At 45.4% G+C, this 2764-nt stretch carries 2 protein-coding genes; one reads left to right on the top strand and one right to left on the bottom strand.

Annotated features, from left to right (window positions below; genetic code table 11):
• On the bottom strand, window positions 1-1849 hold a 1849-nt coding region (locus F6K53_RS36690; protein WP_293084436.1), incomplete at its 3' end, for an NFACT family protein.
• Between the two features lie 673 nt (window positions 1850-2522).
• Here F6K53_RS36690 and F6K53_RS36685 point away from each other — a divergent pair.
• On the top strand, window positions 2523-2711 hold the full coding sequence (locus F6K53_RS36685; protein WP_293084433.1) for a hypothetical protein: 189 nt from the start codon (window positions 2523-2525) through the stop codon (window positions 2709-2711).
• Window positions 2712-2764: the final 53 nt, after the last annotated feature.

Below are 2764 nucleotides of genomic sequence, written 5' to 3'. Positions count from 1 at the left end.
GTAGTACATGACTCCCAGCAATCTCTTGGGTATGAAACCAGAGGTCATAATCCCCAGCGGTACGAAATGTCAGCTGGTCATTTTGCCGATTGTTGCGACCAATCAATAATTCAAAGCCACTGGGAGTCTGATATCGATAGGGCTGTGAGACATCGGATAGATTACGACTCCTTTGAGCAGAAGCTTCTAAATATCCTTGCCCAATTAGCTCTTCGCGGATTTCCTGTAGGGTTTGTAAGTCCTCTAGAGTGTTATAGGTATTTAGCTGAGTTAATGATGCCTCGACTTGCTCTAAATACTGTATTTCATCCTGTACTTCTTTTAGTAATGGCTCAACGGCATCGCGAGTTCGTTTCAGTTTTTGGTGTCGCTTGTAGAAAGCTTGGGCATTTTGGACAGCATTTTTCTCAGGATTTAAGGGAATCTTGACTGGCTGGTTGGTTTCAAAGTCCGGTAGGGTGATCGATTTCATCCCTGGTTGCCAATCCTGGAGATATGCCATTAATAAGTCAGCTTTTTCTCGGGATTGATCAGCTTGGTCAGATTGCTGTAAACGTTCCTTAAAGCTAGAAGCTTTTTGCCGTAGTTTTCGTAGGTTATTATTTAGCTTCTGAGTGAGTTGGTTATGCAACAGGGCAAACTCGTGTTGATTGAACTGGTTAGTGTAGTAGTCATTGAGTAAGGTTTGGATATTTTTAGCTGGTTTAACTATTCCCCAATCCATTACCGTATATCCTTGGTTTGTCCAGCCTGGCTGAAAAAGGTTAGCAGGTTTAAGGTTAGCTGGTTGTTCGCGTAGCGTGGCCTTTTGGCCAAGGTTGGCTGGTTGTTCGCGTAGCGTGGCCTTTTGGCCAAGGTTGGCTGGTTGTTCGCGTAGCGTGGCCTTTTGGCCAAGGTTGGCTGGTTGTTCGCGTAGCGTGGCCTTTTGGCCAAGGTTAGCAGGTTGTTCGCGTAGCGTGGCCTTTTGGCCAAGGTTGGCTGGTTGTTCGCGTAGCGTGGCCTTTTGGCCAAGGTTGGTCGGTTGTGGGTTGGTCGGTTGAAGGTTAGCAGGTTTAAGGTTGGCAGGTTTAAGGTTGGCAGGTTTAAGGTTGTCTGTAGAGAAGTTGCTAGCGTTTAATAAAGTTTGTAACCATTGTTGCCAGCGTTGAAATAGGTTTTGCCAGTCGGATTCTTCTAGGTTTTGGGTGGATTGCTTTGGGTCTAAACCAGCTGCTTGTACCATTGATCGAGCGAGGGTGGGACTCAATCCTCGATAACTTTTGAGTAACTGATTTGCTACTGCTCCTGGTATCAAACTGACTCGTTCTTGCCAGCTCTGGTAGGATTCAGTCAAACTGGGGCTAGTGCCAGTGAGGGCTGGTGGGAGTTCGTAGGGTTGACCGGTTTGAATAGTACGGACGCTGGATTGCTGGTTACTGACTTGATGAGCAGTAGTGACAATCAGATTGTCAGCATCAGTGAGGATTAGGTTGCTGTATTTGCCGATAATTTCTACATACAAATGCCAAGTCGGAGGTTCTCCAGGGCGTTTGGCAAATTGCAGGTCTAAGACTCTCTCCCAAGGGGCAATGGTTTCGATGGCAATTAGGGCGAAGCCACCTAACTGGTGCCGGAGTTGGTCACTAAAGGTGAAGGTGTCGGGAACCCGAGGGGGTGGATCTCCTATGCAAATTCGGGCGGCTTGGGGGTGCCAACAAATGGTGAGCCAACCTCGACCATTTAGGGTGCGTAGGGCGATGGCAATGGTGTAGCGATCGCGTTGATAGACTTGTTCGGTACGTCCTGGTACCCAGGTAGCACGCAGCTCAGAACAAGCAGCGGTCAGGGTGGTATAGTCAACAGGTTGCATGTGCGAGATGCCAGATCTGAGCTTCGTAGGATTCGGGTTTGAGAATGGGTTCGCCTAGCGGCTCAATGCGCGCGCATGGCATTTTGGCTTTGGCTATGCGATGAAGCTTCGCTTCCGCTAAAAGCGATTGGCCGTAGGTCACGCTACGCGAACGCAGTCTAGTCAAGTTCCTATTTTGGGCATTTACAATACTATTCTATAGGTCAGCCTTAGGGCTACCATCTTATAGCCTTGTGATCTCGGTTGTGAACATACTCTCAAAGGCAAGAGGCAAGAGCCAAAAGGTAAGAGGGGCAATATATCCTCAGTTTTGTTTTCCAATAAAATCAAACATTTCAATTGTATATAGTTCCCTAATTACATCAATTAATTGACTTTTTTAAGTCTGTTTCAGCAATTAAGCAATCGCTATTATATTGCCATTATAACTTATTAAGTATTAATGGCAAATACAATTTTATATTTCCCTATAAAATTCCTTAAAAATGCACCATAATTATGGACGAATTAAGTAATATATAAATTACAATTTTTCAAGAAAAAGTTATCATTAAAGATTAGTTTCGTGCTATAATAAAAGTGACCTTAATTAACAAGGTCAAAACCAGCCCCCTCAGCCTGAACAACTACGGGGCTGGCTATTACCCCTAGTAACATAGGAGATAATTTTATTATGACCTATCGCGACCGTCTTAGTCCGTGGGTAATTGTGCGGTTATTACCCAACATGCAACGAGTAGTTGTTGCTCGCTTCCGTAACCGTTCCGATGCAGAGGGTCACTTGCGCCGTCTCCGACAGCTGATGCCTGATGTCAAATTTGTGATTATTTTTGATACTGGGGAGGAATTAGATCAGAAGTAAATAAATAAAGATCGGAAGAGCGTCGTGGATGAGTCCTTGTCAGTGTCACAGCG

Source organism: Moorena sp. SIO4A1, assembly GCF_010672065.1.
GTDB lineage: Bacteria > Cyanobacteriota > Cyanobacteriia > Cyanobacteriales > Coleofasciculaceae > Moorena.
The sequence above is the reverse complement of the archived record's forward strand: the minus strand, read 5'-3'. Positions and strand labels throughout refer to the sequence as shown.